Origin of the sequence: Caballeronia sp. LZ032 (genome assembly GCF_031451315.1) — a bacterium.
Classification (GTDB): Bacteria; Pseudomonadota; Gammaproteobacteria; order Burkholderiales; family Burkholderiaceae; genus Caballeronia.
The window spans coordinates 688508-714081 of the sequence record NZ_JARUXP010000002.1; the positions used below are offsets into that span (position 1 = coordinate 688508).

Consider the following 25574-nt stretch of genomic DNA (forward strand, 5'->3'; position numbering starts at 1 on the left):
GGCTATCCGGAAACCGAATAGGGCGGCGTCAGTGCGGTGCAGCGGGCCTCTGGAACTACTCGTAGATGACGAAAATCTTCCGTACCGTCTCGATGTTGCGCCACACGCCGGTGAAACCGGGCTTGATCAGGAAGCTGTCGCCGGGGCCGAAGCGGACGGGCGAGCCGCCGTCCTCGGTGATTTCCACGACGCCCGACAGGATGTGGCAGAACTCGAACATCTCACCGCGGATCGAGCGGTTCGCACCCGGCGTCGATTCCCAGATGCCGGTCTGGATCTTGCCGTCGAAGGCTTCGTCGAGCAGCCAGGTCTGGTTCTGCGGGTTGCCCGAGATCAGGCGTTCGGGCAGCGGCGCGCCGGGTTGCGGGGCGAAATCGGGCGCGGTGTCGAGAGAGACGAGCAGGGACATGGGCTGGGTTTAATAAGGTCGTGTCAGAAAGAGCGATAGCCGGGAGCGATAACCGCGATCACAGCAATCCGGCGTCGCGCATGCGATACCAGCTCACCACCGCCGCCAGATAGAGCCGCTGCAAGCCGTGGAACGGGATCGGCGAAATGCGCGTCAGCGGGAAGGGCAGGGCGCGCACGTCGCGGGTGAGGGTGTAGCGGGCGAGCGCATCGCCCATCGCGGTTTCCAGCGCGACGCCGCGACCCATGCAGCCGATGTTGATGAGCAAGCCCGGCTCCGGTTCATGCACATGCGGCAGGAAATCGCGCGTGACCGAGACATGGCCGCACCAGCGATGATCGAATGCAATGCCCGCGAGCTGCGGGAACATCTTCACGACGGCGCGTTCGAGATGCGCCCAGTCGTTGTTCGACGCAGGCTGGCGGAACGGCCCGCGTCCGCCCATCAGCAGGCGGCCCGTATGGTCCTTGCGGAAATACAGCAGCAGGTTGCGTGTGTCCGAGGACACCTGTCCGCCCGGCATGACGCTCTCGGCCTGTTGCGCGGTCAGCGGCGCCGTGGAGAGTTGATACGAGTTCGGCGTGATCACCGTGCTCGACAGCTTCGAGGACAGTTCGCGCGTGTAGGCATTCGTGCACACGATGACCGTCCTGGCCGTCACATGCGGCCCCAATGCCGTGTTCACCTTCCACGCATTGCCTTCCCGCTGCCAGCCCGTCACGGGCGTCTGGCCGAAGATGCGGGCGCCCGAGGCCATGGCCACACGGGCGAGTTCACGCGCATACGTCAGCGGCTGCAGGCCGCCCGCGCGCGGGTCGAGCCAGCCGCCCTTGTATGCCTGCGTGCCGAGCAGGTTGCGCACTTGCGCGGCGTCCAGCAGTTGCGCGCCTTTCAGGCCGCGCCGCTCCCATTGACGCATGCGCGACTCGACCGTAAGCAGCGCGGCGTCGTTGTGCGCGCCCTGCACCCAGCCGTGGCGCACGTGCGGCACCGCGAGCTTTTCGGTGTCGATCATCCTGAAGACGTGCTCGGTCGTGGAGCCGGCGAAGGCCGCCACCGCGCGGCCCGCTTCAGCGCCGAAGCGCGCTTCGAGTTCGTCCGGATCGTACTTGAGGCCCGGAATGATCTGCCCGCCGTTGCGGCCCGAGCCGCCCCAGCCCGGTTCGCGCGCTTCCAGCACGACGACATTCACGCCGTTCTTCGCGAGATGGCAGGCCGTCGACAGGCCGGCATAGCCGGCGCCGACGATCACGACATCCGCCGTGCAGCTCGCGCCGAGCGCGGGCGTGGAGACGGCGGGAACAGCCGTGTGAGCCCACAGCGAAGGGGCCAGCGGGAAGAGTTCGCCGGGCGCGGTGGCGCGGAATTGCGCGGCGGGCGTCAGCGTGGAATCAGACATGCTCGATGACTCGCTTCAGAAAGTCCTGGGTTCGCGGATGCTGCGGATTGCCGAGCACCTCCTTGGCCGCGCCTTGTTCGACGATCGTGCCGCGGTCCAGAAACAGCACGCGGTCCGCGACATCGCGCGCGAAGCCCATTTCATGCGTGACGACGATCATCGTCATCTGCTCGTCGGCGAGGCTGCGCATCACCGCGAGGACTTCGCCGACGAGTTCCGGGTCGAGCGCGGAGGTCGGTTCGTCGAAGAGAATGGCCTTCGGCTGCATGGCGAGCGCCCGGGCGATTGCCACGCGCTGCTGCTGGCCGCCCGACAGTTGGGCCGGATACGCGTGTTCCTTGGCCGACAGGCCGACGCGCGCCAGCAGGCTGCGGCCGCGTTCCATGGCTTCCTTGCGCGGCTCGCGCCTGACGAAGATAGGACCTTCGATCACGTTCTCGAGCACTGTCCGGTGCGGAAACAGGTTGAAGCGTTGGAACACCATCGACACGCTCGCGCGCAGTTCGGCGATCGAGCGGTGCGCCGCGTCCACCTTGCGCCCTTCGACGGTGATGGTGCCCGACTGATAGTTCTCCAGCCCGTTGATGCAGCGCAGGATGGTGGACTTGCCCGACCCCGAAGGACCGATGAGGCACACCACTTCACCCTTCGACACCGTGGCCGACACGCCCTTGATGACTTCGAGCGAACCGTAGCTCTTGTGAATGTCGTGCAGTTCGATCATTTGCGTCCGCTCCCGAGTCTCTTTTCAAGCTGGCCCACGAGCAGGAACAGCGGAATGCACATCACCAGATAGAGCGCCGCGACCAGCGTGAACACCGTCGTGTTCTGGAAGGTGGACGATGCAATCAGCTTGCCTTGCAGCGCGAGCTCGGCCACCGTGATGGTCGATGCCTGCGAGCTGTCCTTGAGCATCATGATCATGGTGTTGCCGTAGGGCGGCAGCGCGATCCGGAAGGCCTGCGGCAGGATCACGCGGCGCATGGTCATCGCGCCGCGCATGCCGATGGAATGCGCGGCCTCGATCTGCCCCTTGTCGATGGCCTGGATACCGGCGCGGAAGTTCTCCGCCTGGTACGCCGAATACGCGACGCCCAGACCGATGATCGCTGCCTGCAAGGCCGTGATCGAGATGCCGAAGTCCGGCAGCACGAAATAGATCACGAACAGCTGCACGATGATCGGCACGCCGCGAATGAAGTTGATGACGCCGCGTGCGATCAGGTCGAGCGAACGCACGCCCGACACCCGCATCAGCGCCCATACCATGCCGAGCACGGTCGAGAGCAGCAGCGAGCCGATCGTGACGACGATCGTCAGCTTGACGCCGCGTAGAAGGATCGGCAGGTACTCGGCCGAGTGCTGGAAAAAGTCTTGCATGAATCAGGTTCTCCTGGCCGTTGCCGGCCAGAGCAGGGTTGCTCGAACATCTGCGGCGCCGGGGCCGGACAGGCCCCGCCCAGATGGAGATCAGAGACCCCACTTCTTCACGACGGCGTCGATCCGGCCGTCGGCCTTGACCTTGGCAATGGCGGCGTTGAGCTTCGCGACGCGCTCCGGATGACCCTTCTGCACCGCAATGCCGATCTGCCCCGGCATCACGGGCTTGTAGCTGGTGACGAGACGCGTGTTGTTGAAGCCGCCGTGCGAGACCTGGTAGGCGAGGATCGGATAGTCGGCGACGGCGGCATCCACGCGGCCGGTGTTGGTGTCGCGCAGCAGATCCTGGAGCGTTTCATAGACCTTCACTTCGGCGAACAGGCCGGAGTCCTGCATCGCCTTCAGGAACGGCGTGCCGATCTGCGCGCCCACCACCTTGCCCTTCAGGTCCGCGAAGCTCACGTAGTTCTTCGTGTCGGACTTCGGCACGATCAGGCCTTCGCCGTACTGGTAGACGGGGTCGGTGAAATCGACCACTTTCTGGCGGTCCGGCGTGATGAACATCGCGGCGGCGACAGCATCGATCTTGCCGGTGGTGAGCGACGGAATCAGCGCCGACCACGCCAGCGGCACGGTGGTGACGTTATCGCCCGCTTCCTTGCCGACCAGGCTCATGATGTCCACCATGACGCCGGTGATGGTGTCGGTCTTCGTATCGAGGTACGTGAACGGTACGCCCGTGGGCGTGGAGCCCACTTTCAGCGTCTCGGCGCCTGCCGTGCCGCTCAGGGTGACTCCCGCTACCATCGCGATACCCGCGAAAAATCCAAGCCAGTTCCTCATTGCGAAGCTCCCCTTTTGAAGTGGTCGTTACCGTGATGTCGCTTGCCGCAATCAGATTTCATGCGGCTTTCGGTATACATTAAACACGTCAAAAAAGCATAACAAGTTTAAATTTCGGGTTTTTCGTCGGTATTTTTCCGTTTGGACAGATTTTCGGTATGCTGAACCGATGGGCAATGCCGGCTGGCGGCCCAAGCGACGGAGAGGATGAAGATGTCGGACGACGACGTGATTGGCGAAGGCGCGGCCAACGGGCCGTTGCGTGGCAGCGTGTACGGCAGCATCAAGGCCGGGATCCTGGAGATGCGCCTGCTGGCGGGCGCGCCGCTACAGGAAGTGGAGCTGGCCTCGCACTACGGCGTGAGCCGCACGCCGGTGCGCGAGGCGTTGCGGCAGTTGCTCGACGAAGGCTTCGTCGAGCGCAAGGGGCGCTTTTATCAGGTGAAGGACCTGACGCCCAGTGACGTCCGTGACCTGTACGAGGTCCGCGAGAGTCTCGAAACCACGGCGGTGCGGCTATGCGTCGAGCGCGCCGACGATTCCATCCTCGACCGGCTGCGGGAAACCATCGCCGGGCAGGTGGAGGCGCTGGCGGCAAATGACCGGCAACGCTTCTCGGTATACGACTCGGCCTTTCATCTGACGCTCGCGGAAGGCGCGGGCAACGGGTTGCTGTTGCAGCAGTTGACGGCCATCCACGAAAAGATCCGCCTGACGCGCGGCCGCGAATACGACGTGCCCAACTGGCTCAAGTATTCCATCGACGAACACTCGCGCGTGCTGAGCGCGCTGGAACGTCGCGATGCCACCATCGGCATCGCGGAGATGACGTATCACATTCGCAGCGTGGTCGATCTGCACTTCGGGACGCGGCGGCGCAAGGATTGAACGCGACTGCCGCGCCGTGTGCGGCAGTGAGTCCATGCCTCAACGCGCTTCCACGCTCACCTGCGGCGCATGCGAACGCGAGCGGACGATCGCCGCCACCAGCAGCGCGCCCAGCACGAGCCCGCCCGCCACGACGAACAACGCGGTATCGGTGCGTCCGGTGAGGTCCTTCAGATAACCGATCATGTACGGCGAGACGAAGCCCGCGAGATTGCCGATCGAGTTGATCATCGCAATGCCCGCCGCCGCCGTGACGCCGGTCAGGAACGCGGTCGGCAGGCTCCAGAACAGCGCGGGAATCGACAGCACGCCCATGTTCGCGATGCACAGCGCAACCAGGCCGAGGACCGGCTGCGTCTGCCACAGCACGCACAGCGAGAAGCCGACCGCCGCCATCGCGAACGCCACGATCAGATGCCACTTGCGTTCATTGTGCCGGTCCGCGCTGTAGCCGAAGGCCAGCATGCTGACGATGGCGCACACGCCCGGAATCGCCGTCATCACGCCGATGGTGAACGCATCCTTCACGCCCATCTTCTGCACCAGCGTCGGCATCCAGAAGCTGATGGCGTAGAGGCCCATGTTGTAGACGAAGTAGATCACGACCAGCGCCCAGATGCGCCCGTTGCCGAGCAGCGCCGTGAAACCGTGGCCGAGCTTGTCGCGGTTCTCCGTGGCAAGCAGGCTGGTCAGGTGCGTCTTCTCCGGCTCCGACAGCCACTTCACCCGGCCAATGTCCTCGCTCATGCGGAAGAAGATATAGATGCCGAGCAGTACGGTGGGCACGCCTTCGACGAGGATCAGCCATTGCCAGCCGCGCAGGCCGCCAAGTCCCGACATGAAGCCGAGAATCGACCCCGACACCAGCCCGCCGATCACCCCCGACGAAGCCAGCGCGATATAGAACACGCCCCAGGCGCGGCCGCGTCGCGCGGACGGGTACCACTGGCTCATGTAGTAGATCGCGCCCGGAATGAAGCCCGCTTCGGCGAGACCGAGCAGGAAACGCATGATGTAGAACTGTGTGGGCGTGCGCACGAAGATCGACGCGCACGACAGCAGTCCCCACGTCACCATGATGCGCGAGATCCAGCGCCGCGCGCCCACCTTGTGCAGGATCACGTTGCTCGGCACTTCAAGCAAAAAATAGCCGACGAAGAAGATGCCCGCGCCGAAGCCATAGACGGCGTCGCTGAAGCTCAGGTCGCTCGCCATTTGCAGCTTGGCGAAGCCCACGTTCACGCGGTTCAGATAAGAAAAGAAAAAACCGAGCATCAAAACCGGAAGGATCCGTATCGATATTTTCCGGAACAGCGCGTTTTCGTCGATGGTCTGCATTGCTTGTCTCGTAATGTTTTTTTCGGAACGAATCAGGGTCAGTCGATGCGGTAAAAGCGTTTCGCCGTGCCGGCGAACAGCTGGCGCAGTTGCGTTTCGTCGGCTCGCGGAACGGCCGCGAGCACATCGGCGACGATCTCCGTCATCGTCGCCGACAGATTGCCCACCGGCAGGTTGCTCGCGAACATCGAGCGGTCATAGCCGAACAGCTCCACGGCTTCGCGGATCACGCGGCGGTTGCTCTCGCTGTCCCACGTGCCGTTCGGCAGGCCGAGTTCCGACACCTTCAGGAACACGTTCGGGCAGGCCGCGAGCGCTTCCATCCCCGTGCGCCAGATCGCGATGCCTTCCTCCGAGCGGTCGAGCGGCAGGCCCAGGTGATTCGTGACGATCGGCGTATCGGGGAAGGCCCGCGCCACCGCCGCGGCTTCCTCCAGATGCCAGTACGGCACGCGCAAATCCCACGAGAAGCCGTACTTGCCGAGCAGGGCGAGGCCGCGCAGCCAGGCGTCGTCCTGCATCGTGCCGGGACGGCCCTGCACCGAATCGCCCGGGCCCGCCGAGATCTCCGGCTTCGAGCGCACGCCGCGCATCAGCGGGCTTTTGGCATGGCCCGCGAGAATCGCATCGCAATCCGGCTGCACAAAGAACACATGACCGACGATCGCGCTCGGCAGCCCGGTCTTGGCGTTCAGTTGCGTGAGCCATTCGGTTTCGCGCACCTGTTCCTTGCGCGAACGTTCCGCTTCCACGTGCACCGTGCCGATCACGTCGAAGCCCGCCGTCGCGCGGTGATATTGCTCGGGCAGGAAGTCGCTGCACATCTGGCGGTAGTCGCCGAGGAAGAAGCTGTCGTCGTATTCGTCGGTGAGCCACGGAAACGTGCCGTCCGACAGATCCCAGAAATGGTGATGCGCGTCGAAGATCGGCAATGTGAAGCCGAGCGCGTTGTCGGTCCGGGTGGTCATGCGGAAGTCCTTTGAGTGATCAGGAAGCCAGTCCGAGCGGGCGATACACACGCTCGGCCGTGTCATGGAAAAACGCCCGCTGCTGCGTCTGCGGCCACGCGCGCACGAGTTGCATGAAACCGTCCAGCAGGCCGTCGAGCGAAATGAACATGCCGTCGACCGGAAAGTTGCTGCCGAACATCAGCCGCTCCGCGCCGAACAGCGCATGCAGCGTATCGATGACCGGCTGGTTCGCCGCCACGCTCCACGGCTGGCCGCGCTCGCACAAGCCCGACACCTTCACGGAGACATTCGGCAGCGCGGCGAGCGCGGCCATCGCGTCGCCCCAGCCGCGCAGCGTGTCCGGCGCGCGGTCGCCCGGCACGCCAGAGTGATTCACGATCAGCAGCGTTTCAGGAAAGTCGCGGGCGAGGCGCGCGGCCTCGTGCATCTGGGTCCACGGCGCCTGCAATTCAAAATGCAATCCGTGTTGCGCGAGTTGCGCATAGCCGCGCCGCCAGCGTGCGTCGGACATCAGCGTGCGGCCCGCGTCATCCGGCGCGCCCGGCTTGTGGCGCACGCTGCGCACGCGCTCGAAGGCGGCCTGTGCGGCGAGCAAGGTTTCGGTGTCGTCGCGATCGAGCCACGCCTGCGCGGCGATCGCATTGGGCCGTCCGCTCGATGCCGCCAGTTGCGACACATAGCGCGTCTCGCCGAGCGGATCGGCCGGGTCCCACTCCGCTTCGACATACACGCTGCCGACCACGTCGTGACCGGCGGCATCGCGCAGATAGTCGGCCGGCAGATAGGTGCGCTTGATCGCCGAGTAGTCGCCGTAGCGGTGCGGCACCAGCGTGTCGCCCGCGAGCCACGGATAGTGATTCGCTTCGAGATCCCAGAAGTGCTGATGGGCGTCGATGATCGGGCCGTCGTAGAGCGTCGTCATGCGCGCTCTCCGGCTTTGCCGCCGCCGAAGTCGATCAGCAGAGAGCCGACCAGATACGCGAACGCCGCGGCGGCGAAGAACAGGATGACGGCGTTGAAGCCGCCGGTGGCATCGACGAGCACGCCGACGACGATCGGCACCACGATGGCGCCGCCCGTGCCCGCGAAGTTCATCACGCCGCCGACGAGGCCGACCTGTTCGCGCGGCGCGAGCATCGCGGGAATCAGCCAGTAGAGGCCGCCCCACAGATGAAAGAACACGCCGAGCGACAGCAGCGCGACCGCATAACGGATATCCGACACGAGGGGCAGCGCAAGCAGGCAGACGAGCGACATGCCGCCCGACAGACCGAACAGAATGCGGAACGCCACCTTGCGCGAGAAGCGCTTCTGCAGCCAGTCGGCGGTCACGCCCGACAGCACTTCGCCGATGGCGCCTGCCAGGAAGATCAGGAAGGTGGCGAAGCCCATGCTGCGGATATCAAGACCGCGTCCGGCGGAGAGATAGTTCGGGCCCCAGGTCACGAGGCCGAAGAACACCATCGCCCAGCCGATCCGGCCGACCACCATCGCCGCGATCGTGCCGCGCGACAGCGGTTCTTTCTTCGCGCGGGGCGCTTCGCCGGCGGCTAGTTTTTGCGCGCGGATATAGGCGGCTTCGCTTTCATCGAGTCCGGGATGCTGCTCCGGCGTCTCGCGCAGCAGCCGATACACGACCAGACCGAACACGATGGTCAGCCCGCCGACGATCAGGAAGGCCGTGCGCCACGAGCCCGTGAACGCGAGCAGCGCGCTGATCGCCAGCCCGCCGATGGCCGAGCCGAGCGGCGCGCCGCTGTCGATCAGCGTGACGCCACGCGCGCGTTCCGCGGGCGGCAGCCACGCGGCCGTGAGTTTGGTCGCGGCGGGCATGTAGGGCGCTTCGAACACGCCGAGGCCGATGCGCGACAGCAGCAGCGTCACGCCATTCACCGCGAAGGCCGCGAGACACTGAAAGCCGCCCCACAGCACCGCCGCAATGCCGATCATGCGGCGTCCGCCGAAGCGGTCGGCGGCCCAGCCGGCGGGAATCTGGAACGTGCTGTAGGTCCAGAAGAACGCCGACAGGATCAGCCCCTGCATGGTCGCGGCGAGATGGAACTCGTGCACGATGGTCGGCATCGCGATGGACAGCGACATCCGGTCGACGCAGTTGATCGTGTAGAGCACGAACAGCAGCAGCACCATGCGCCAGCGCGTGGTGGACGCGAGCGAGCGGATCGATCCGGACGAAGCCGCGACGGGACTTTCGGTTTGCATGTCTCTTCTCTCTTATTGGTGATTCGAGTGCATCAACGCTCAGTGCGCCGGGTTGCGCTGCCATGCCGCGTACAGCGCCGAACCGTCGAGATCCAGCGCGGCGAGCGGCACCTGTTCGCCCTTCGCGACATCGGCGAGCAGGCGCTTGTTGGCCGCCAGATAGAACGGCGCGGCGCCGCCGGCCTTGGCCGTATCGACGAGCAGGGGCGTCGCGCCTTCGATGGTGTGGTGATGGCCGCCCATCGTCAGCGTCTCGCCCGCCTTGAAGTCGCGTTCCGCGCGCGCCACCATGCGCGCGTGCGGCCGTTGCGCGGCGCTGCCCGTCGGCTGGCCGAGCAGCACGGCGGAGAACAGGCTCATCGGGGTTTCCAGGCCCATCAGGTGATAGGGCAGGTAGATGCACGCGTAGCGTCCGCTCTTGCCGACCACGTGGCCCTTTTGCTTCAGCAATTGCCAGGTTTCGTCGTCCTTGCAGCGCACGACGACGAACACGCCGCCGCCAAAGCTGACATCGTCCGGACGGCGCAGGCAGTTGAAGACATCGACCACGCCGGTGCGCTCCAGGATGCCGCCGTCTTCCTTCGGCACGAAGATGTCCGCCAGTTCGTTGATGCGCGCGAGCGGATAGTTCAGCGCGTCGGCGGCGGGCAGCAGGCCGGTGGAATTCGCGACCACGTTCAGCTCGCAATAGTCGGGCGTCGCGCTCTGCGGCAGCATTGCAAGCGCCTGGCTGCGTGCGGCGAGCGTCGCGGAGATGTCGTCGCCGAGCGCCCAGCACGCATCCAGCGACACCGTGTGACGCTGCTCCAGATAGTCGACGCTGTGCGCGGCCGGATCGTAGATGTAGTCGTATTCGCTCGACTTGCCCGCCGCCACCACGTCGAAGCCAAGCACCCGCGCCCACGTGACGAGGCCGATCAGGTTGCTCGGCTGGTCGCCGTCGGGCGTCGTGTAGACGACCTTGCTCTCCAGCGCCAGTTGATTCAGATACGGTCCGACGACCGAATCGGTTTCCTTGGTCGCCATCGCGACGTGCACGCCGCGCCGCAGCGCGTTCTCCGCGATCCGCACGCTCACTTCGGGATGGCCGGTCGCCTCGACGACGATGTCGAGTTCCACGCCGTCGAGCAGCCGGTAATCGGCGACGAGCGCAATGCGGCTTGCCGCGCGCGCGGTGCGGACATCGGCGGCATCGTTGCAGACGGCGACCGCGCTGGCGTCGAAGCCGAGCGAGGCGAGAGCGGCGAGCGTGCCGTCCACGTCCAGGTCGCACAGCGCGGCGATCTCGATGCCCGGCAGCACGCGGCATTGCACCAGCAGCGAGCGGCCGAAGCCGCCCTTCGGCCCGACGAGCGCCATGCGGATCGTGCGGCTGCCGAGCGACTGGAAGAGATGTTCGTAATTCATGTGTGTTCGTCCTTGGGCGAGCGGGAGTGTGCTGTGCCGCACATTCCGGCGGATGACGGCCTGGAAGCGGCGGTCGTTTTCAGGTTGAGCGGTCTGCCTTGCGCTCTGGCGCGGTATACCAGTGAGAGGGCGTGGCGACCTGATGGAGACAATCTGTCGCAGCACCCGGAAATCGGGCGGAAAGCTATATCAGATAAGGCTTTCGGAGGTCTCCGGGCGTGGCTTCATCCCTGTTTCATTCTTGTTCGCGACAACGCTTCATCTACTTTTGCATGATGAAACGGCTGGTTTGGTATACCAAAATTTATCCGGAGGTCATGATCCGGTCAAGTGCGGGATAACACCATGGAGAGCAAAAGGCCTGCGCGGCTGTCGTCGCTCATCCCGCGCTGGTAAAGTGGCATACCGAAAGCGCCGACGATGCGTTTCGGCCAAGAAGGATCGCCCCCATGATGGATTCCGAAGACGACACCGAAGCTTTAGAGAACGGCGAAGCGCCCGACGAACTGCTGTCGATGCAGATCGCGCAGCGGCTGCGCACGCTCATCGCCACCGACGAACTCAAGCCCGGCGAGCGCCTGCGCGAGCGCACGCTGGCCGAGCGGCTCGACGTATCGCGCACGCCGCTGCGCGAGGCGCTGAAGGAGCTGGCGAGCGATGGATTAGTGGTCGTGCTGCCGAAACGCGGCGCGGTCGTGGCGGATCTTGGAGCGGCGCAAATCGCCGAGAAGCTGGACGTGCTGGGGGTGATCGAGGCGTTCGGCGGGGAGGCGGCCTGCCGGATGGCGAGCGGCGAGGAGATCGCCGAGATACGCGCGCTGCATCATGAAATGCATGCGGCGTACGAGCGGCGCGACCGGATGAACTACTTCCGGCTCAATCAGGCGATCCATACGAGCATCATCGCGGCGGCGAAGAACGCGACGCTCAGGGAGGTCCACGAGCGCCTGAACCGGCAGTTGTACCGCTACCGGTTCCAGGGCAGCGTGACGTCGGAGACGTGGCATACCGCCATTGACGAACATGAGGTCATCATTCGCCTGCTGACGGCCCGCGATGGCGCGAAGCTCGGCGAGTTCCTGCGCCGGCATGTGCACAGCACGTGGGAGCAACTGTCGCCGCACGATACGGAGCCGGCCTCCGCCGCGGAACACGAGGCGCAGTAACCGGCTCTTTCGTGCTTTCGTGCTTTCGTGTGTCAGACGACTTCGTTCAGCGCCCTCTCGAAGCGGGCCACGGCGCCCGCCACATCATGCAGTTTGTCGAGGCCGAACAGGCCGATGCGGAAGGTCTTGAAATCCGCCGGCTCGTCGCACTGGAGCGGCACGCCCGCCGCGATCTGCACGCCCGCATCGGCGAACTTCTTGCCGGAACGGATGCCGTCGTCGTCCGTGTAGCAGACCACGACGCCCGGCGCTTCAAAACCCTTCGCCGCCACGCTCCTGAAGCCCTTGTCGGCCAGCACGGCCCGGATGCGCTGGCCCAGGTCCAGCTGCTCGGCCTTCACCTTGTCGAAGCCGTAGGCTTCGGTTTCCTTGATGACGTCGCGCAGGATCGCGAGGCTGTCGGTGGGCATCGTGGCGTGGTACGCGAAGCCATTGTTCTCGTAGGCTTCCATGATCTGCAGCCACTTGCGCAGATCGCAGGCGAAACTCGTACTGGTGGTCCCGTCGATACGCTCGCGAGCCAGCGCGCTCAGCATGACCAGCCCGCAGCACGGCGACGCGCTCCAGCCTTTCTGCGGCGCGCTGATAAGCACGTCGACGCCGCTTGCCTGCATGTCCACCCAGACCGTGCCCGAGGCGATGCAGTCCAGCACGAACATGCCGCCCACTTCGTGCACGGCGTCCGCCACGGCGCGCAAATAGTCATCGGGCAAGATGATCCCGGCGGCGGTTTCCACATGCGGCGCGAAGACCAGATCCGGCTTGTGTTCGCGGATCGCCGCGACCACTTCTTCGATGGGCGCCGGTGCATACGCGGCCTGACGTCCCGCTTCGACCGGACGCGCCTTCAGCACCACGGATTCGGACGGGATGCCGCCCATGTCGAAGATCTGCGTCCAGCGGAAGCTGAACCAGCCGTTGCGGATGACGAGACACTTCTGGTTCGTGGCGAACTGCCGGGCCACGGCTTCCATGCCAAACGTGCCGCTGCCGGGAACGATGGCGACGGCATGCGCGTTATAGACTTTCTTCAGACCGGCGGAGAGATCGCGCATGACGCCCTGGAACAGCTGCGACATGTGGTTGATCGACCGGTCGGTGTAGACGACCGAATATTCGAGGAGCCCCTCGCGGTCGACATCAGGGAGTAACGCTGGCACGCTCGCCTCCTGCACTTGGGGAAAAGGGGTGAAGAACGATTCTAACGAAAGCCGCCCGATGACGCGTCGCGCGCTCCGTGTCGCTCCGCGTGTTGTTCAGCGCCATTCAGCGCCGTCCGCTCGACTTCGACAGCGCCTCGCGAAAGGTTTCGACCAGCCGGTTGTCCTCGCCCGCGCGCGTGAGCATGACGAGCTTGGTCCGCAAGTCGAGATCGGCGACGGGAATGAAGCGGACGTCGCGCCGGTTGTTCTTCGAGGTCGAGCGGCCGACGAGTGTCGCGCCCAGTCCCGCGCCCACGAGTGCGAGCGCCGTATGAATCTCGATGGCTTCGTGGGCCACGCGCGGAGCCCCGCCCGCGCGCTTGAGCGCGGTCAGCAACTGCTGGCCGAACGGACTGCGCTCATCCTTGGGATAGTGGATGAACGGCAGGCGGGACAGTTCCGCCGCCGTCACCGAGCGCTGTTTCGCCAGCGGATCGCCGGCCGGCACTGCCGCGACGAACGGTTCGTCGAGCACCACGGCGCAGTCGAGATCCAGACCCGGTTCCAGCGGCCCGATGAAGCGCGAGATGCCGACATCGATCCGCCCCTGACGCAAGCGTTCGGGCTGGTATTCGGACAGCGCCTCGACCAGATCGAGATGCACGTCCGGGCAGCTCTGGCGAAAGCGCCGCACCGCGGCCGGCAGCACCGAATAAGACACCGAGCGCACGAAACCGATACCCAGCCAGCCGCGCTGCCCCGAAGCAATGCCGCGCGCTTCGTCGTCGAGCCTGCCGGCGTGGGACAGCAATTCCTTCGCACGCGGATAGAAGTATTTGCCGAGCGACGTGAGTTCCATTGGGCGGCGCGAGCGGTCGAACAGTTCGCCGCCGAGATGCGCTTCGAGTTGCGCAAGCTGCATGCTGATGGCCGTCGGCGCGACGTGGAGCGCGTCCGCCGCGCTGGTCGCGCTGCCGGCTTCGACCACCGCGCAGAAGTACCGGACCTGACGTAGATTCATTTTTATTGAGCCTAAGCTCAGAAATCGATGTTTGATAGCGGAGAAACTTTATCTAAAACTGTCGCTGCGATCAAACTTCCGAACTTCCAATCAAGCGACATGAGCAGTCAAGAGACATCCGCCGATCTCATCGCGGCGCTGCGCGCACTCGGCAGCGCTACCGTCTACGAAGCCCAGGGCGCGCATGGCGCGCTCGACAGCGGCATCAAGCCCATTCATCCGTCGATGTGCATGGCCGGCCCGGCAGTGACCGTCGATACCCGTCCCGGCGACAACCTGATGCTGCACTACGCGATGCTGAAGGTGAAACCCGGCGACGTGCTCGTCGTCGACGCCAAGGGCTTTCTCGAAGCCGGCCCATGGGGCGACGTGTTCACCGAACTCGCGCTGCACAAGGGCCTCGCGGGACTCGTGATCCATGGCGCGGTGCGCGATGCGCGCAGCATCATCGACATGGGATTTCCGGTGTTCAGCCGTGGCTTGAGCATCAAGGGCACGGGCAAGAACCAGCCGGGCCGCGTGAACGTGCCGGTGTGCATCGGCGATGTAGCGATCCAGCCGGGCGATATCGTCGTGGGCGACATCGATGGCGTGGTCATCGTGCCGAAGCATGACGTCGAACGCGTGGTGCAGGTCAGCCGTGCGCGCGAGGAAAAGGAGAGCGTGTTCCGGCAACGGATCCGCGAGGGCGCGAGCACCGTCGAACTGCTGGGATTGCAGGACACGCTGGAGCGGCTCGGCCTTCAATGATCGCGCCTGTTTGAGAAAGAACCCGACAAGAACCGCATAAAAGCCGCCAGGATGGAGCGAGACAACATGAAAGAATCAACCGGAATGCCCGCGATGAACACCGTCGCCGCCACGGCGCGTCCGACACGCTATCGCTGGGTCGTCGCCACGCTGTTCTTCCTGATCTACACGGTAGCCGCCGCCGATCGCGCGAACCTCGGCATCGCCTTGCCGTTCCTGCGGCGCGAGTTCGCGATGAGCAACGCGGAAGCCGGCGCGCTCGTCAGCGTGTTCCTCATCGCCTATGCGTGCGCGCAGTTGCCTTCGGCGTGGATCGTGTCGCGTTTCGGCGTGCGCCGCACGCTGCCCATCTCGATGATCCTTACATCAGTAGCCACCGCGCTCACCGGCGTCGTGGGCTCGCTGTTCGCGCTCAAGATGTGCCGGTTCGCGCTCGGCTTCGCGGAAGGCCCGTTGCCGCTGGGCATTGCCGCGACCATCAATCGCTGGTTCCCGGCGAAGGAGAAGGGCACGGCATCCGGCCTGTTTCTTTCGGCGGTGAAGTTCGGTCCGGTGATCACGCCGATCATCGGCGCGGCGGTCATTTCGCTGTGGGGCTGGCAGGCGATCTTCATCGTGTTCGCGGTGCCGGGCGTGCTGTTCTCGCTGGTGTGGTGGCTGATGGTGGCCGACCGTCCGTCCGACAGCCGCGCAGTCAATCAGGCCGAGCGCGATTTGATCGATACGGCCAGTCCCGGCACGCCTTCCGCGACGCAGATCGAACGCACCCGCGCGATGCCTTTGCTCGACCGCCTGACACGCGTGCGCAGCGAGAAGCCGCTGGAGACGAGCCGCGCCGTGGCCACCTCATGGAACATCTATGGCTGTGCGTTGGGCTACTGCTGCCAGCTCGGCATTTCGAGCGTGCTGCTCGCGTGGATCCCCACCTATCTGCTCAACGTGAAGCACTTCAGCGTCGCGGGGATGGGCTTCGTGGCCGCCGCGCCGTGGGTGGGCGCGGTGTTCGGCAACATCGCGGGCGGGCTGCTCTCGGACCGCGCGCTCGGCAAGCGGCGCAAGCCCGGCATGATGTTCTCCGCCATCGCGACCGCCGTCATGATGGTTGCGCTCATCAAGTCGCCGGCATCGCCCGTCGTGTACGGCTTCCTGATCTTCATGACGGGCGTGACGCTGAGCATCGGCTTTTCGGCGTACATGGTGTATCCGACTTCGTTCGTATCGCGGGAGAAGTTTCCGCTGGCGAACGCCATCGTCAACATGGGCGGACAACTCGGCGGCGCGGCGACGCCGTTCATCGCAGGGCTGCTGCTCGATCACTTCGGCTGGAACTACGTGTTCGGCTTCATGTCGGCCATTTCGGCGATGACCTTCATCATCCTGCTGACGATCTCGGAACCGCTCGAGGTCGAGCCTGTGCGTCAATCTCGATGAAAGAAAGGCATCACCCATTGATTGGACTGATTGCGATGCCGCGCCTAACATGTGCCGGACATCGGCAATCATCATCGTGTTGACCGCTCACGGCATGCAAGCACACAAACCATCCCGAAGACTCAAGCCCATCCTCAGCCTCGATGACTTCGAGCCCGCCGCCCAGCGCTTCCTGCCGCGGCCGGTGTTCGGCTATATCGCCGGGGCGGCGGAGACCAACGCATCGCTCGCACAGAACCGCCTGAGCTTTCAGGACTATGACTTCGTGCCGAACGTGCTCGTCGATGTATCGAAGCGCTCATCGCAGGTCGAACTCTTCGGCGTCCGCTATGCATCGCCATTCGGCCTTGCGCCGTTCGGCCTGGCCGCGCTGTCCGCGTACCGGGGCGATATCGTGCTCGCGCGCGCGGCGCAGCAGGCCAACGTGCCGATGATCATGAGCGGTTCGTCGCTGATCCGTCTGGAAGACGTCGCAAGCGTGGCGCAAGGAACCTGGTTCCAGGCCTATCTGCCGGGACAGACCGCGCAGATCACGCAACTGATCGACCGTGTGCGCGCGGCGGGCTTCGGGACGCTCGTCATCACGGTGGATACGCCGGTCGCGGCCAATCGCGAGAACAACATCCGCACCGGTTTCTCGACGCCCTTGCGGCCGACAGTGCGTCTCGCGTGGGACGGCGTGACGCATCCTGCTTGGCTGCTGGGCACCTTCCTCAAGACAGTGCTGAAGCACGGCATGCCGCACTTCGAGAACAACTACGCCACGCGCGGCGCGCCCATTCTTTCGCCGAGCGTGTTGCGCGATTTCTCCGATCGCGGCCACTTCACGTGGGATCACCTCGCGATGATCCGGCAGATGTGGAAGGGGCCGCTGGTGGTCAAGGGCATTCTCAACCGGCATGATGCCGCGAGGGCCTGCCAGACCGGCGCGGACGGCATCATCGTGTCCAATCATGGCGGACGGCAACTCGACGGCAGCGTGGCGCCGTTGCGCGTGCTGCCCGGCATCGTGGATGCGTGCCGGGACGTGCCGGTGATGATCGACAGCGGCGTGCGGCGCGGCACCGATGTGCTGAAGTGCCTCGCGCTCGGCGCGAAGCTGGCGTTCGTGGGGCGGCCCTTCGCGTATGCGTCGGCGATTGCGGGCGAGGCGGGCGTGCAGCATGGCATCCGCTTGCTCGCCGATGAAGTGTCGCGCGACATGGGCATGCTCGGCATCACGTCGCTCGATCAGCTGGATGCCTCGTTCCTGATGCAGAAGTCGTTCACGGTGCCCGTGTCCGTGCCCGGGCGGCATCCGATTGATCAGGCGGTAGCGCGCTGAACGGTTCGTTGTCGGCCGAGATGGAGGGTCAACACGCTGAGGATGACGAGCACGAACGCCGTCAACTCCAGCCAGCCGAACCGCTCTCCGACCGCCCAGCCGATCACCAGCGCAACCGCCGGCGCGAGATAGGTTGCGGCGGACGAAGCAACGGCGCCGAAGCGCTCCAGCAGGTAGTAGTACAGGAAGAACGACACACCGGTCCCCAGCACGCCGCCTCCTATCGCAAGCGCCACGGCGGCAAACGGATCGTTGAGCAAGTGGCTGATGCCGTTGAAGTCCGTGACGGCCGCGAGCACGAGCACGGCGATGCCCATCTGCCAGGTCGCGAGTGCGAGCGGCGGCAAGCCCAGCGGCGTCAGGAAGACGCGCACATAGACGTAGGAGAGCCCTAGCACCATCGAGCTCGTCAGAAGCCACAGCACGCCTGTCAAGTCGATGGTTCCACCGGCGCCTTCCCAAGGCCGCGCGATCAGCGTAATGCCGAGGAAGCCCAGCAGCACGCCGAAGGTCATCGTGCTGTTGAGCTTCTCGCTTCTCAGGAACAGCGCGGAGAAGATCGCGGTGAACAGCGTGGCGGCATTCCCGAGCACGGCGGCCATGCCGGAGGGAAGCAGCGCCGTACCCCGCGTGATCGCGACATAGTAGAACGCCGTGGCGAGCACGCCCATCACGCTGTAGTGATGCAGATGACGCAACTGACGCCGCTCGATGACCTTCGTGCGCCACGCGACGAACGCCAGCGGCAGAAAGCCGAACAGCACGCGCACGAAGGCAATCTGCATCGGCGTGATGGATGACGCGGCCCACTTCATATAGATGAAGTTGGAACCCCAGAACAGACCCAGCAAAACCAACGCAATCCGCGCCATTCTCATGATGGCTGCTTCACTGAAGCCGTCATTGCTGGAGCCATTCCTTGAGCTTCTCCGGATGCGCGTCGACGAACTTCTTCGCGGCGGCATTCCAGTCGTTCGAGGCATTGCCGTCGAGTTCGATCTGCTCGACCTCGGCGAGCGTCAGCTTGTAATGCTTGATGAAGGTATTGGCGCGCGGAAACTTCGTCGCGAACTGTTTCGAACCGAAGCCGCGAATCTGCTCATCGCCGCCCAGCACGCCCTTGGGATCCTTCAGATAACGCATCTTGTACTTCTGCCATAACCAGTGCGGGCTCCACACCGTCGCGACGATCCAGTTCTTCGCCGGATACGCACGCGAGATGGCCGTGAGCATGCCGGCCTCGCTTGCGCGGATCAGGTTATAGCCCGCGAGATCGTATTCCTTGAGCGCCTTCTCCGACGCCACCATCTCGCCCGCACCCGGTTCGATGCCCTGGATCGTGCTGTTGAGCTTGGTCTTGACTTCCGGCTTGTTCAGGTCGGCGATGGAGGCCACTTGGCTCTCGGGCACATAGTCGGGCACGGCCCAGCCAATCTTCGCACCCGTGTAGATCACGCCGAGATCGTCCATCTCGTCCTTGAAGCGCGCGTAATAGGCCGCGTGCGTCACGGGGAGCCACGCGCCCAGCATCAGGTCGACGTCGCCGCGCGCCACGCCCTGGAACTGGATGCCCAGATCGGCGACGATCAACGTCACCGGCTGATTCAGCTTGGTTTCGAGCACGTACTTGGCGGTATAGGTCACCGCCTGGGTGTCGGCCCAGTTGGCCAGTGAGATCTTGAGCGGATCGGCGGCGCTGGCCGTCATTGCGAACGCGGCGGTGGACACCGCGATGCCAGCCTGGAGAACGAAACGTACGAGCGTGGACTTCTTCATGTGAAGCTCCCGGAGTTCTTGCCGCGACGAAGAAACTGGATCGATCTGCTGATTGATGGAATACCCTGATTAGTGCTTTGAAAGCGCTTGCCAACGCGATGGGGCTTGAGTATTCGAGTGCATTAAAGGGCTGTCAACGTGATTTGAAGTTGTGACGCCATTACTTCAGGTTATGCGAAACGCGCCGGATGAAGCTTCAGCCCTCGAAGTTTCTGCGCGCATAGAAGCGCTGCATCTCGTGTTCTTGCGGACGGACGCCGGTGAATACTTCGACGAAGGCGGGGATGCGTTTCATGCGCGTCTCGAACGATTCCTCCGCCCGCATCGCGGCATAGCCCACTTGCGTGAGATAGGTGGTGCGGGCGCGCACGTCGGCGACATCGGCGTCGTAGCCGAAGCGCACGAAGGTCGCGGTCAGGACATCAATGCGCAGTGCATCGTCTTTCTGAATGAGGCGCGTGATCTCGGGCGACTGCTGCGCCCAGTTGCGGATGGCCGCTTCGAAGCGGGTGTCGAACAAGGAGTCGTCGAACCAGCAGTCGAAGATATTCAGCATCGCCTCGCAGATGCTGTCCGCATAGGCCTCGTTGCGCGTGACCCAGTTGCCCGTGTTCTTTTCTTCCCAGCGCGCGACCAGCGCGTTCAGCAATTCGTCGCGGTCGCGGAAGAACCAGTAGAAGCTCGTGCGCGCGAGATTCAGCTTCTTGGCCAGCGGCAGGATGCGCACCGCTTCCACCCCGCCTTCCAGCAGGCTTTCGTAGGCGCAATCTAGCCACATGTCGGCCGAGCCGCGCACGGTATCGACGGTCTGATCCATGGCATTCCCTTTCTTTCTTGCTTGCGTGCGATACCCGTAATGTACACCACTGTCGTTTCACTTGACACCTGTGTACATGCGACCTAATCTGAGCGCACGACACGTCTTTCGATTCCCCCAATCGTCCCCATGAGGCGCTCATGTCCACGGACCCGCTGCTCCAGCCGTACACGCTCAAACATCTCACGTTTCGCAATCGCATCATGACGACGTCGCACGAGCCCGCGTATGCCGAGGACGGCATGCCGAAGGAGCGGTATCGCGCGTATCACGTCGAGCGGGCCCGGGCGGGCATCGCGCTGACGATGACGGCCGGTTCCGCGGCGGTGTCGAAGGACAGTCCGCCGGTGTTCAACAACATCCTCGCGTACCGGGATGAAGTGGTGCCGTGGATGAAGGATCTCGTCGACGAATGCCACGAGCACGGCGCGAAGGTGATGATCCAGCTCACGCATCTGGGTCGGCGCACGCGCTGGGACAAGGGCGACTGGCTGCCGGCGGTGTCGCCGTCGCATCAGCGTGAGCCTTCGCATCGCGCGTTTCCGAAGAAGCTGGAAGAGTGGGATATCGAGCGCATCGTGAAGGATTTCGCCGATGCCGCCGAACGCATGAAAGCGGCCGGTCTCGATGGCCTGGAGATCGAGTCGTACGGGCATCTGATGGACCAGTTCTGGTCGCCGCTGACGAACACGCTGGAAGGTCCGTATGGCGGGTCGCTCGATCATCGCCTGCGCTTCACCTTCGACGTGATGCGCGCGATGCGTGAACGCGTCGGCGAACGTTTTCTGCTTGGCATTCGTTATACCGCCGACGAAATGATGGCGGGTGGCATCACGAAGGAAGAGGGCATCGAGATTTCGAAACGGCTGAAGAACAGCGGGCTGGTCGATTTTCTCAACATCGTGCGCGGTCATATCGATACCGATGCCGGCCTCACCGATGTCATCCCGATCATGGGCATGCGCAGCGCGCCGCAACTGGACTTCGCGGGCGACATCCGCCAGGCGACGGACTTTCCCACGTTTCACGGCGCGCGCATCCAGGACGTGGCGACGGCGCGCTTTGCCATCGAGTCGGGCAGGATCGACATGGTCGGCATGACGCGTGCGCACATGACGGATCCGCATATTGTGCGCAAGATCATCGAGAAGCGGGAAGACGATATCCGGCCTTGCGTCGGGGCGAATTACTGTCTGGATCGCATCTATCAGGGCGGCATGGCGTTATGCATTCATAATGCCGCGACCGGACGCGAGCTGGAGATGCCGCACCGGATCGCGCCGGCGCAGACGAAGCGCAAGATCGTGATCGTGGGCGCGGGGCCGGCGGGACTCGAAGCGGCGCGCGTGGCGGGCGAGCGTGGACACGATGTGACCGTGCTCGAAGCCATGAACGATCCGGGCGGACAGATTCGCCTGACTGCCCAGAACCCACGCCGCAAGGAGATGATGGGCATCGTCGACTGGCGCATGGCGCAGTGCGAGAAGCTCGGCGTGCGTTTTGCATTCAATACGTGGGCGGATACGGAAACGGTGCTGTCGTACAGCCCGGATGTGGTGATCGTCGCGACGGGCGGCATGCCGCATACCGACGTGTGCAGCGCGGGCAACGAGCATGTCGTGTCGTCGTGGGACATCATTTCGGGCGATGTGAAGCCGGGCGCCAATGTCCTCGTCTTCGACGATGCCGGCGATCATGCCGCGCTCCAGGCAGCGGAAACCATTGCGCAGGCGGGCGGCAAGGTCGAGGTGATGACGCCCGACCGCACCTTCTCGCCTGAAGTGATGAGCATGAACCTGGTGCCATACATGCGCGCGTTGCAGAAGCTTGCCACAACCTTCACCGTGACCTTCCGGCTGGAGGCCGTGCGCCGGGAAGGCAAGGAACTGGTGGCGACCATCGGCAGCGATTACGGCGGCGTGACGAAGGAACAGCGTCATGACCAGATCGTCGTCAATCACGGCACCATTCCAATGGACGAGCTGTACTTCGAGCTGAAGCCGCTGTCGCGCAATCTCGGCGCGGTCGATTACGAGGATCTGATCGACGGCAAGGCGCAGGTTGTCGAGCGCAACCTTGACGGACGCTTCCAGCTTTTCCGCATTGGCGATGCAGTCTCCGCGCGCAACACGCATGCGGCGATCTACGACGCGCTTCGGCTGATGAAGGACATCTGAATGGGCCCACGGCGATGACGGCGCGTTTCGATGTCAGCGACAGCCTGTCCGGTGCGCTCTCGCTGAGAGCCATCAAGGCCTTTCTTGCGGCCGCGAAATGCAGGAGCTTCACGGCCGCGGCGGATGTGCTGTGCGTGACGCCCGCGGCCATCAGCAAGCAGGTGAGGGAACTGGAAGACTACCTGGGCACCACGCTCTTCGTGCGAACGGGCAGGGCCGTCACGCTCACGTCCGATGGCGAGATGTTCAAGGATGCCGCCCAGCTTTCCCTCATCAACATTCATCAGGCTGCCGAGCGCCTGCGCAGGAAGATCTCCGCGCGGCAGACGCTCATCGTGTGCTGTTCGCCGGCGTTTTCCGCGCTGTGGCTGCATCGGCGGCTGCCGGAGTTCATCCAGGCGCATCCGGATATCGAACTCACGGTGCTGGCCACGCAGAACTTCATCGCGATGGAAGCGGGCGTGCAGCCGGACGTCTACATCGCGAAGCTGGCGAGCATGCGCGACGGCTACGATACCGAGCACCTGTTCGACGACGAGGTGTATCCCGTCTGCACGCCGCAGTACTTGCAGCGCCATGGCCCGATCGATACGCCGGAAGCGCTGCTGGGCATGTCGCTGCTGGACATCAGCGCTTATGGCCGGTCGCAGATTTCCGAGCATATCGACTGGAAGGTCTGGCTGGCGCTGCACGACGTCGATACGGTCTGGCGCGCCGACATTCCGCGCCAGCTTTTCACCAGCAACGATTACCCTGCGCTGGTGCAGATGGCGCTGGCGCATCAGGGCATCGTGCTCGGCTGGCATCATCTTGTCGGACATCTGGTCGCGAGCGGCGACCTCGTGCGTCCGCTGCCGCACAAGACGGTGATGAAGAATCGCGGCCATTATCTTTCCGTGCGCCGCGACAAGACCGATGCCGCCGTATGCAGAAAGTTCTGCGAGTGGCTCAGGCCGCAACTTGCGCTCCTGGCAAATGCGAAGGATGCCGCTTCAACCAAAAGTTGAAGCAAGGCCGGAGAAAACGTCGTTTGGGTTGAGCCGCGAACTCGCATAGATTGCCTCATGCGCCGCATCTCCCGTGTGGCCTGAACGAGGACAACATCGATGGGCTTCAAGCGAACCCTGCACGCGGTGGAGACGCATTCGGGCATACCGATGCGCGTCGTCACAGGCGGACTCCCACACATTCCCGGCGACACCGTCCGGGCCAAGATGCACTGGCTGGCCGCGAACGACGATGGCTTGCGCAAGCTGCTGCTGCGCGAGCCGCGCGGCTATCCGGCGCATTGCTGCAATATCGTCGTGCCGCCGTGTCATCCGGAGGCGGACGCGGGCTTCATCATCCTCGAACAGGTCGAGTATCCGATGATGTCGGGCGGCAACACCATCTCCGTTGTTACGGTGCTGCTGGAGATGGGCATGCTGCCGATGCGCGAGCCGGTCACCGAACTCACGCTGGAAGCGCCCGCGGGACTCATCCGGGTCGTCGCCGAATGCGAGCACGGCAAGGTCAGGCGGGTGACGTTCAGGAACGTGCCGGCGTTCGCCGCGCATCTGGATGCCGTCATCGACGTGCCGCATCTGGGCAAGGTGCGCGTGGATGTCGGCTGGGGCGGCATGTTCTATGTCATCGCCGATGTGCGGCAATTCGCGGGGCTCGAACTCAAGCCGGAACATGGCAAGGAGATCACGCGGGTGTCGGCGTTGATCCGGCAGGCGGCCATCGAGCAATTGCCGGTCGCACATCCCGACTATCCGGGCGTGGGCATCACCATCTCGCAGCTTTCGGGTCCGTCGGATGATCCACGCGCGGACTGGAAGAACGCCGTCACCATGCCGACGGGTCCGCTCTCCTGGGACGATCCCTCGACCTGGACCGGCGCGATCGACCGTTGTCCCTGCGGCACCGGCACGTGCGCGAAGATGGCCGTGCTGCACGCGAAGGGCGAGTTGCCGTTGCACCAGGACTTCCGGCATCAGGGCATCCTGGGCACCGTGTTCACGGGACGGCTGGTCGAGCCGGCGCGCATCGGCGGGAACGATGCGGTCATTCCCACGCTGTCAGGGACCAGCTGGATTCATGGCATCAACACCATCGTGCTGGATCACGACGATCCATTCCCCGAGGGCTATATCGTCGGCGATATCTGGCCGCACCAACAGGAGCATTGAAGATGCAGATCGTGACGGCGCAGCAGATCAGGTCGGTGCTGGACTGGACGGGCGTGCTCGACGCATTGCGCGCGGGACATGCGGGTGCGCGGCCGATCGGGGGCAGCTATTTCGTCGGCGATGCCGGGTTTGGCCTGTTCAGCCGGGGCGTGATTCTGCCGGGCAAGGGCGCCGGGTTCAAGGTTGCGTCGCTCTGTCCGGGCAATCAGTTCGCGAGTCCAGCGCGGCCGACCGAGCAGTCCGCCTTTCTGGTGGTGGACGAGCACAGCAGCAGCCTCGTCGCGATGCTGGACGGTCCGGAGATCACGCGCTGGAAGACCGCCGCCGATTCCGCGCTGGCCGCCACGAAGCTGAGCCGGGAAGACAGCGAGGTGCTGCTCGTGCTGGGCGCGGGGCCGGTTGCGCTGGCGTTGGCGGAGGCTTATCTGCACATTCGGCCGTCGCTGCGCGAGGTGCTGCTGTGGAATCGCACGTTGTCGAAGCTGGATGAGATGCGCGCGATACTTGAGAGTAGAGACGTCCGCGTGCGCGTGGTCGAGGATCTGGATGCAGCCGTCGCCCGCGCCGATATCGTGACGGCGGCCACCGGCGCAGCCACACCCGTGATTCGGGGAGAGCGGGTTCGTCCGGGCACGCACGTGGATCTGGTGGGCGGCTATCGCCCGGACATGCAGGAGGCCGATTGCGACGCACTCAGAGGCGCACGCATCTTCGTCGACGATCGCGAGAATGCGAGCGTTTCAGGTGACATCCTGATTCCGATGCAGGCGCAGGTCATTCAGGCGCAGCAGATCGAGGCCGACCTGTTCGAGCTATGCCAGGACACGGCTTTTCATCGCGAAGCAGCCGACCGCACGGTCTATAAAAACGCTGGCGGCGCGTATCTCGATCTGCTCGTCAGTCAGTATGTCGTGGAGCGATCGAGATCGTGATAAGCATGG

Annotated in this window: 24 protein-coding genes; 9 read left to right on the forward strand and 15 right to left on the reverse strand. The window is 64.3% G+C overall.

Annotated elements, in window-relative coordinates; genetic code table 11:
• Nucleotides 1-55: 55 nt before the first annotated feature.
• The 5 genes from QCE69_RS18645 to QCE69_RS18665 all read right to left on the reverse strand — a co-directional run bounded on the left by QCE69_RS18645 (nt 56) and on the right by QCE69_RS18665 (nt 4031).
• Complete coding sequence (locus QCE69_RS18645) at nt 56-409, reverse strand: cupin domain-containing protein (RefSeq protein ID WP_309921401.1); 354 nt, start codon at nt 407-409, stop codon at nt 56-58.
• Nucleotides 410-467: 58 nt separating this feature from the next.
• A complete protein-coding gene (locus QCE69_RS18650) occupies nt 468-1808 on the reverse strand; it encodes an FAD-binding oxidoreductase (RefSeq protein ID WP_309932200.1) in 1341 nt (446 codons plus the stop codon).
• A complete protein-coding gene (locus QCE69_RS18655; protein WP_309814050.1) occupies nt 1801-2532 on the reverse strand; it encodes an amino acid ABC transporter ATP-binding protein in 732 nt (243 codons plus the stop codon). Before QCE69_RS18655 ends, QCE69_RS18650 begins: the two co-directional genes overlap by 8 nt.
• A complete protein-coding gene (locus QCE69_RS18660; protein WP_309814048.1) occupies nt 2529-3188 on the reverse strand; it encodes an amino acid ABC transporter permease in 660 nt (219 codons plus the stop codon). The genes QCE69_RS18655 and QCE69_RS18660 overlap by 4 nt, the downstream gene beginning before the upstream one ends.
• Nucleotides 3189-3278: 90 nt before the next feature.
• Complete coding sequence (locus QCE69_RS18665; protein ID WP_309921410.1) at nt 3279-4031, reverse strand: ABC transporter substrate-binding protein; 753 nt, start codon at nt 4029-4031, stop codon at nt 3279-3281.
• Between the two features lie 213 nt (nt 4032-4244).
• Between QCE69_RS18665 and QCE69_RS18670 the strand changes: the two genes are divergently transcribed.
• Nucleotides 4245-4919, forward strand: a complete 675-nt coding sequence (locus QCE69_RS18670; RefSeq protein ID WP_309932202.1) for a GntR family transcriptional regulator — start codon at nt 4245-4247, stop codon at nt 4917-4919.
• A 39-nt stretch (nt 4920-4958) separates the two neighbouring features.
• On the opposite strand, the gene QCE69_RS18675 is transcribed toward QCE69_RS18670, so the two are convergent.
• The 5 genes from QCE69_RS18675 to QCE69_RS18695 are packed head-to-tail and all read right to left on the reverse strand — an operon-like array spanning nt 4959 to nt 10855.
• Entirely contained in the window at nt 4959-6257 is a 1299-nt protein-coding gene (locus tag QCE69_RS18675; RefSeq protein ID WP_309932204.1) for an MFS transporter, read from the reverse strand.
• A gap of 38 nt (nt 6258-6295) precedes the next feature.
• Nucleotides 6296-7225 carry an amidohydrolase family protein gene (locus QCE69_RS18680; protein WP_309932205.1) on the reverse strand — a complete coding sequence of 310 codons (930 nt, stop codon included), beginning with the start codon at nt 7223-7225 and terminating at the stop codon, nt 6296-6298.
• Nucleotides 7226-7244: 19 nt separating this feature from the next.
• Nucleotides 7245-8150: an amidohydrolase family protein gene (locus tag QCE69_RS18685; protein WP_309932206.1), complete on the reverse strand. Its 906-nt coding sequence runs from the start codon at nt 8148-8150 to the stop codon at nt 7245-7247.
• Entirely contained in the window at nt 8147-9448 is a 1302-nt protein-coding gene (locus tag QCE69_RS18690) for an MFS transporter (protein ID WP_309932207.1), read from the reverse strand. The genes QCE69_RS18685 and QCE69_RS18690 overlap by 4 nt, the downstream gene beginning before the upstream one ends.
• Before the next feature lie 39 nt (nt 9449-9487).
• A complete protein-coding gene (locus QCE69_RS18695) occupies nt 9488-10855 on the reverse strand; it encodes a homoserine dehydrogenase (RefSeq protein ID WP_309921428.1) in 1368 nt (455 codons plus the stop codon).
• A gap of 449 nt (nt 10856-11304) precedes the next feature.
• Here QCE69_RS18695 and QCE69_RS18700 point away from each other — a divergent pair, with 449 nt between their 5' ends.
• Nucleotides 11305-12021 (forward strand): GntR family transcriptional regulator, encoded by a 717-nt coding sequence (locus tag QCE69_RS18700; protein ID WP_309921431.1) that lies wholly within the window; start codon nt 11305-11307, stop codon nt 12019-12021.
• A gap of 32 nt (nt 12022-12053) precedes the next feature.
• Here QCE69_RS18700 and QCE69_RS18705 read toward each other — a convergent pair whose 3' ends face one another.
• Nucleotides 12054-13181 carry an aminotransferase class V-fold PLP-dependent enzyme gene (locus QCE69_RS18705; RefSeq protein WP_309932208.1) on the reverse strand — a complete coding sequence of 376 codons (1128 nt, stop codon included), beginning with the start codon at nt 13179-13181 and terminating at the stop codon, nt 12054-12056.
• Between the two features lie 106 nt (nt 13182-13287).
• A complete protein-coding gene (locus QCE69_RS18710) occupies nt 13288-14184 on the reverse strand; it encodes a LysR family transcriptional regulator (protein WP_309921436.1) in 897 nt (298 codons plus the stop codon).
• A 99-nt stretch (nt 14185-14283) separates the two neighbouring features.
• Here QCE69_RS18710 and QCE69_RS18715 point away from each other — a divergent pair, with 99 nt between their 5' ends.
• From QCE69_RS18715 to QCE69_RS18725, 3 genes are all read left to right on the forward strand, one after another.
• Entirely contained in the window at nt 14284-14934 is a 651-nt protein-coding gene (locus QCE69_RS18715; protein WP_309921438.1) for a 4-carboxy-4-hydroxy-2-oxoadipate aldolase/oxaloacetate decarboxylase, read from the forward strand.
• A gap of 66 nt (nt 14935-15000) precedes the next feature.
• On the forward strand, nt 15001-16365 hold the full coding sequence (locus tag QCE69_RS18720) for an MFS transporter (RefSeq protein WP_309932209.1): 1365 nt from the start codon (nt 15001-15003) through the stop codon (nt 16363-16365).
• A 94-nt stretch (nt 16366-16459) separates the two neighbouring features.
• Entirely contained in the window at nt 16460-17689 is a 1230-nt protein-coding gene (locus tag QCE69_RS18725) for an alpha-hydroxy acid oxidase (protein ID WP_309932211.1), read from the forward strand.
• On the opposite strand, the gene QCE69_RS18730 is transcribed toward QCE69_RS18725, so the two are convergent.
• The 3 genes from QCE69_RS18730 to QCE69_RS18740 all read right to left on the reverse strand — a co-directional run bounded on the left by QCE69_RS18730 (nt 17671) and on the right by QCE69_RS18740 (nt 20282).
• Entirely contained in the window at nt 17671-18567 is an 897-nt protein-coding gene (locus tag QCE69_RS18730) for a DMT family transporter (RefSeq protein WP_309932212.1), read from the reverse strand. The two genes, QCE69_RS18725 and QCE69_RS18730, sit on opposite strands and share 19 nt — an antisense overlap.
• A 22-nt stretch (nt 18568-18589) precedes the next feature.
• Entirely contained in the window at nt 18590-19465 is an 876-nt protein-coding gene (locus QCE69_RS18735; RefSeq protein WP_309932213.1) for a glycine betaine ABC transporter substrate-binding protein, read from the reverse strand.
• Between the two features lie 196 nt (nt 19466-19661).
• On the reverse strand, nt 19662-20282 hold the full coding sequence (locus tag QCE69_RS18740; protein WP_309814004.1) for a TetR/AcrR family transcriptional regulator: 621 nt from the start codon (nt 20280-20282) through the stop codon (nt 19662-19664).
• A 140-nt stretch (nt 20283-20422) separates the two neighbouring features.
• Between QCE69_RS18740 and QCE69_RS18745 the strand changes: the two genes are divergently transcribed.
• The 4 genes from QCE69_RS18745 (at nt 20423) to QCE69_RS18760 (ending at nt 25565) form a co-directional block, all read left to right on the forward strand.
• Nucleotides 20423-22459: an NADH:flavin oxidoreductase gene (locus QCE69_RS18745; protein ID WP_309932215.1), complete on the forward strand. Its 2037-nt coding sequence runs from the start codon at nt 20423-20425 to the stop codon at nt 22457-22459.
• 14 nt (nt 22460-22473) lie between these two features.
• Entirely contained in the window at nt 22474-23466 is a 993-nt protein-coding gene (locus tag QCE69_RS18750; RefSeq protein WP_309932216.1) for a LysR substrate-binding domain-containing protein, read from the forward strand.
• A 99-nt stretch (nt 23467-23565) separates the two neighbouring features.
• A complete protein-coding gene (locus QCE69_RS18755; RefSeq protein WP_309932218.1) occupies nt 23566-24633 on the forward strand; it encodes a proline racemase family protein in 1068 nt (355 codons plus the stop codon).
• 2 nt (nt 24634-24635) lie between these two features.
• Entirely contained in the window at nt 24636-25565 is a 930-nt protein-coding gene (locus QCE69_RS18760; RefSeq protein WP_309932219.1) for an ornithine cyclodeaminase, read from the forward strand.
• The last annotated feature ends 9 nt before the right edge of the window (nt 25566-25574 follow it).